The following is a 4793-nucleotide window of genomic DNA, read 5'->3' on the forward strand; positions in this document are numbered from 1 at the left end:
GGACTGGCGCTCAGCCGCAGCTTCCTGCACGACGCGCTGGACATCGAGCTGGATGAGGACGATCTGGCCGCCGAGGCCGAGGCCGACGCTTCCCTCGCGGCGCTCAGCGAGCTGGTGCGGGAGCGGTGGGGCGACCTGCCCGGCCGTCGGGGGCTGGACGTGCCGGAGGGCGGGGAGGCGTTCGACTCCATCGTGCTGCGCTGGGCGCGCGAGGACTTCACTGCGGTGCGGGCGCGCTGGCCGGAGTCGACCGCGCACTACGGCGGCGACTACGACGCGTATGCCGCGCGGATCCAGCGGGAGGCCCGCGGCTACGACGAGGCCGGCGCCGCCCACGTGCGCATGGTCACCGGCACCCTGGCCGACTTCCAGGCGTACGCCCAGCGCACCGGCCGCGACCCGGCCGACCAGAAGACCCGGCAGAGCTACGGCGAGTGGCGCGCCGCGGCGCACCCGGACCAGACGCTGCTGTGGCCGCCCGCGCGCAACGGACCGTGCTGGTGCGACTCGGGCCGCAAGTACAAAAAGTGCTGCGGCACCCCCGCAAAGAACTGACCGGCCCGGATGTCTCACTGTCTCACGAGTTCCAGGGGGCACAGGCAAGAAGGAGTGGCCCATGGCCAGGGAGCCGGACCACCGGCTCGACGCGATGATCGCGGAGGCAGTCGTCGACGCATACGGTGAAGACGAAGAACTGGCCGGCTTCCACGCCGTCCTCACCGATCATCTGGTGCTGCCTTTCACCACCCAGGTCCTGGGCGTCGACGTTGTGGTCGAGGATCTCGACCTACGTCCCGGCAGTGGAATGGTGGCCCTGTGCCGCCGTGGCGCCCATCGGCAGGCGATCGGGTTGCTGGACCTGCCGCTGCCGTCACCGCCGCCCGAGGGAGCCGAGTGGATCGCGGCGTTCCGCCGCTGGACCCACTGACCGCTACCGGCGGCAAGCCCGGCCGCACCCGCGGCGAGATCGCCGCACTGCCCCGCGCCGCGCGCGCCATCCTGGCAGAACGGGCACTGCCCACTCATCCCCGGGCAACGCGACCTGACTGCTGACCACGTCTGCGACCAGGACGGATGATTAATCGGCACCCGCAGAGTCAGGGCGGTGTCAGGGCCGCGGAGTCGGCGGTGTGATCGGCGAGTGCGGCGGTCAGGGCGCGATCGCTTCCGGCGGTCGCGACGAGGCTGAGCCCGACGGGGCCGGCCGGGCTCTGCACTCCGGGCAGGGTCAGCACCGGCAGGCCCGCCACGCTTGCCGCGCAGATCAGCTGCACGGTCGCGGTACGCAGTGCCATGCCGGTGACGGCCGGGCCGGGCCGGGGAGCCGCCGTCGGGGCCGCCGGCTGTACGAGCGCGGTCCCGGGCGGGATCAGTTCGGCGAGTGTGCTCCGTGCCTGGCTCACGGTGTCCCGGGCCCACGCGAGGTATTCGGCCGGCATGCCCTCGCCCGCAGCGATGGCGTCTGCGACGAGGGGCGAGACGGCCTCGCGGTGCGCCTGCAGCCAGCTGCCGTGCAGCTGCCACATCTCCACGGCCTGGAGGACACCCAGCGCCTCCGCCCACTCCTCGAGATGTGCGGCGCAGGTACTGCTCCGCGGCTGCAGCGGGACGGCCAGCCGGTCCGCCCACGCGTGGGCCGCCTCGTGCAGCGACGGGCGCAGTGCCGGGTCCACCAGGTCGAACAGGTCCGTGGCCAGGAGCAGCCGTTTGATCGGCTGAGCGGATCGCCGCGGAAGGAGCACGTCGGACACCCGGCCGAGCAGGTGCGGTGTTCGGGTGATCCAGCTCACGGTGTCGAACGAGGGTGCGAGACCGATCTGGCCGGTGTCCGGGACCAGACCGTGTGACGGCCGCAGGCTGTACAGCCCGCAGTAGGAGGTCGGCACCCGCACCGAGCCCGCCGTGTCGGTGCCCAGACCGATGTCGGCCAGTCCCAGGGCGACGGCGCTGGCCGAGCCGCTCGAGGACCCTCCGGGGACCCGCCCGGGCGCCGCGGGATTCGGCGGCATCCCGTAGTGCGTGTTGAGCCCGGACAGGCCGTAGGCCAGCTCGTCGGTCCGTGCGATACCGGTGACGTCCGCCCCTGCCTGCAGCAGGGCCTGGACGGCCGCGGCGTGGGCGGACTCGATCGGCGCCTCGCGCAGCCATGCCGGATTTCCCGCCCCGATCGCATGGCCGGCGACAGCGAAGAGGTCCTTCACCGCGACCCGGGAGCCGGACAACACGCCCCCCTTGGGCGCCGCGACCAGCGGATCACCGACAACACGCCAGACCGATGCGCCGGTCTCCCCCTGAGCCGGGACGTCACCGCGGGGGGCGGCGGCCGTTTCGCCGCTGCCGTGGCGAGGCGGGATCAGGCGCGGCACGTTGGCAACGGCAGGACCCGGCTGCTGGGCAGGCATGAACGACCTCGACGTGATCGGAAGACAAGTACGTACGACCATTTGTACAGAGGAGCCGGACCGACTGAAGCGGAGCCGGACCGACTGAAGCGGAGGTGGACGGCGAAGCCGTCGCCGCGCTTGCGGCGACGGCCGGATCCCCGCCGGTCGAGGGGGCGGGGATCCGGGGCTATACGGCCCAGGCGGAGTCCCTGATGACCTCATCGGTCTCCCCCACCTGGTTACGCCAGCCACGCGGCCGGACCAGGAACACGTCATGCTTCCGCGCCGCCCACTCCCCACCCGCAAGCCCGGCCCGCTCCCCCGGCGCCCGGGCCGCGGACTCATCCCGCTCGGCGGCGGCCAGCCACCGCCACACCGCACGCTCCCGCACCCCCAGCACGTCCGCCGCCGACCTCACCTGCCCAGTAGTGAGCTTCCCCTCCCGACGCAAGGCCAGCAACCGGCGCACCGCCGGCCCCCGCAACGCCCGAACAGACACAGCCGGCAAAACCCCACCCGTCCCCGCCGAGGCCAGGCCCTGCTCTCCCTCATCCACACCCCCGAGCAGACCAATCACTCGCCGGCCAGCGGATCAGAACTCACAAAACTGAGACACCGTCACCCCGCATGCGATAACACCCCCACGACAGCGATACCCCACGGAAATCTCACCCTCATGACAGTGAACCCACACCCCGAAACCACCACCGACCAGCATCAACACACCCAAGCCCCGCTGCCCCTCACCTCACTGTCCCGAAACCGAGAGATCGCACTCAAGGGCGGCCCAGTCCACACCGCGCCCCCCAGGCACACGCCACCGTGTCATCGACGGCAGCGCCGCCTCCAGTTCTTCGACCCTCAACATGTCGTCCGCCAATCCGTGAGGTTCTTTGTCACGGACCAGCTTGACCGCGTCCGCAACCACGACGCCGGGGCGGCCACCTCCACTCCCCTGCACGAGCAGCTCGCCGCACACCCTCCGGCAGCCCCGACTGGGATTCTCGCGCGCCGGGCACGGCACCAGAGCGCGGATGGAGCGTACGGTGCGTGGCCGGCCCGGGCTCTTCGGCCGGGACGTGGCGGCGTGGCGGCGCGCGACCAAGCCGTCGACGCCGACGGCAGCCTGCCCGACATCCTGGTCCAGGGCCGAAGGAACAAGGCCGCGGCCCGGCGCTTCTTCCGCCGCCTGCTGAAGACGACCCGCTCGGTGCCGCGGGTGGTCGTCACCGACAGGCTCCGCTCCTACCGGGCGGCCCACCGCCCTGGAACACCAGGTCGACCAGAAGGTGATTTTCCGGAATTGAGTAGGATTCTCTGCAAGATCATCTGTGCCCCCGGAGGGGCCCAGGACACGGCGCTCGGTCCGCGCTCGCGCCGGACGCCGTCCGCGGCTCCCTGGCCCATTCCGGGTGCGGCCGCACAGTCGTGCGGGAAGTCCTACGGCAGGAGGCCGTCCGCCTCCGTGAACACGGTGTGGGCGATCACCATGAAGCCCACGCACCCGGCGATGACCACACCGAGGAAGGCGAGCACGCAACCCGTCCCCGCGGCGAGCTTCCCGCGGGCCGGGGCGTGCGCCGTGGCACGCTCCGGGCTGTCGGCGAGGTAGTACACGGTGACGTGGTCGCCCACGACGACCGTCGACGGGCCGTTCGCCTCGTCGAAGCGGATGACGCGCCCCTCTCGGGTCGTGAACTCGTAGACGTGGTGCAGGGTGGTGTCCACGCCGGCGTCCCCCGCGCCGCCTCTGGTCCTGGTGTAGGTCCGCAGGCATCTCCCCTCGGCCGTGAGGCCGTGGTTCCAGGCGCCGCTGACCTGCCTGCTGCGGCTGATGGTCCTGGCGGCCATGACGGACACGCCGACGATCATGATGACGGGTATGACGTAGAAAAACGCTTCCATCGGTTCCCCCCACTGCTCCCGTCCGCGCCGGGACGACCGGCACGGTGGGCGCCTGGTCACAACGCCCGCAGGAGTGTCGCACGGAAGACCCCCGAACCATGACGGGGAGATGCGATCCCTCGGCTTCATGCCGGCAGACCACCCGGGGATCTATCACCTCATGACAGGGAAACCCGATGCCCGTGTCATCCCCGTATGAGCGACGGACCGTCACGTGCCCCCCACCGCGGCCAGCGGGAAGGCGGACGACGGCGGCTGCCGACCACTGCCACTGACACGAAGCCGACACATCGCAGTTCATCCCTCGGTTGTGGGGGTAGCGGCCTGCGATTCCGAGACGGTGAGTTCGTCCGGCCAGCCCACTATGTGCCCGTGATCGCGTAGCCGGTACAGATCAGCCACAAGGGATGACCTGACGCCCTGCGTTCGGGGAGACCACAGGGCGGTTGCAAGTTCCGGGGTCGTGCGGCTGGTCGGGTTGTGACCGGTTGGGGCGCATAGCAG

The 4793-nt window shown here is 71.2% G+C and carries 5 protein-coding genes and 1 pseudogene; 3 read left to right on the forward strand and 3 right to left on the reverse strand.

Annotated features, from left to right (window positions below; genetic code table 11):
* The coding region (locus tag ACFP2V_RS37040) for an SEC-C domain-containing protein (RefSeq protein WP_381220544.1) at nt 1-555 on the forward strand (555 nt) is incomplete at its 5' end.
* Nucleotides 556-616: 61 nt separating this feature from the next.
* On the forward strand, nt 617-928 hold the full coding sequence (locus tag ACFP2V_RS37045; RefSeq protein WP_381220547.1) for a hypothetical protein: 312 nt from the start codon (nt 617-619) through the stop codon (nt 926-928).
* A 169-nt stretch (nt 929-1097) separates the two neighbouring features.
* Here the strand turns inward: ACFP2V_RS37045 and ACFP2V_RS37050 are convergent, their stop codons facing one another.
* A complete protein-coding gene (locus ACFP2V_RS37050; protein WP_381220549.1) occupies nt 1098-2366 on the reverse strand; it encodes an amidase family protein in 1269 nt (422 codons plus the stop codon).
* A gap of 205 nt (nt 2367-2571) precedes the next feature.
* Nucleotides 2572-2802, reverse strand: coding sequence for a hypothetical protein (locus ACFP2V_RS37055; RefSeq protein ID WP_381220552.1), 231 nt, complete (start codon nt 2800-2802; stop codon nt 2572-2574).
* Nucleotides 2803-3486: 684 nt separating this feature from the next.
* Between ACFP2V_RS37055 and ACFP2V_RS37060 the strand changes: the two are divergent.
* A pseudogene (locus ACFP2V_RS37060) lies at nt 3487-3660 on the forward strand (DDE-type integrase/transposase/recombinase); the annotation flags it as partial.
* A gap of 164 nt (nt 3661-3824) precedes the next feature.
* Here the strand turns inward: ACFP2V_RS37060 and ACFP2V_RS37065 are convergent.
* Nucleotides 3825-4289, reverse strand: coding sequence for a DUF3592 domain-containing protein (locus tag ACFP2V_RS37065; protein WP_381220555.1), 465 nt, complete (start codon nt 4287-4289; stop codon nt 3825-3827).
* Nucleotides 4290-4793 lie beyond the last annotated feature (504 nt).

Origin of the sequence: Streptomyces incanus, from assembly GCF_042656345.1 — a bacterium.
Classification (GTDB): domain Bacteria; phylum Actinomycetota; class Actinomycetes; order Streptomycetales; family Streptomycetaceae; genus Streptomyces; species Streptomyces incanus.

Coding starts and splice junctions, on each gene's coding strand:
- ACFP2V_RS37045 (WP_381220547.1), top strand. CDS start 617: ATGGCCAGGGAGCCGGACCACCGGCTCGACGCGATGATCGCGGAGGCA.
- ACFP2V_RS37065 (WP_381220555.1), bottom strand. CDS start 4,289: ATGGAAGCGTTTTTCTACGTCATACCCGTCATCATGATCGTCGGCGTG.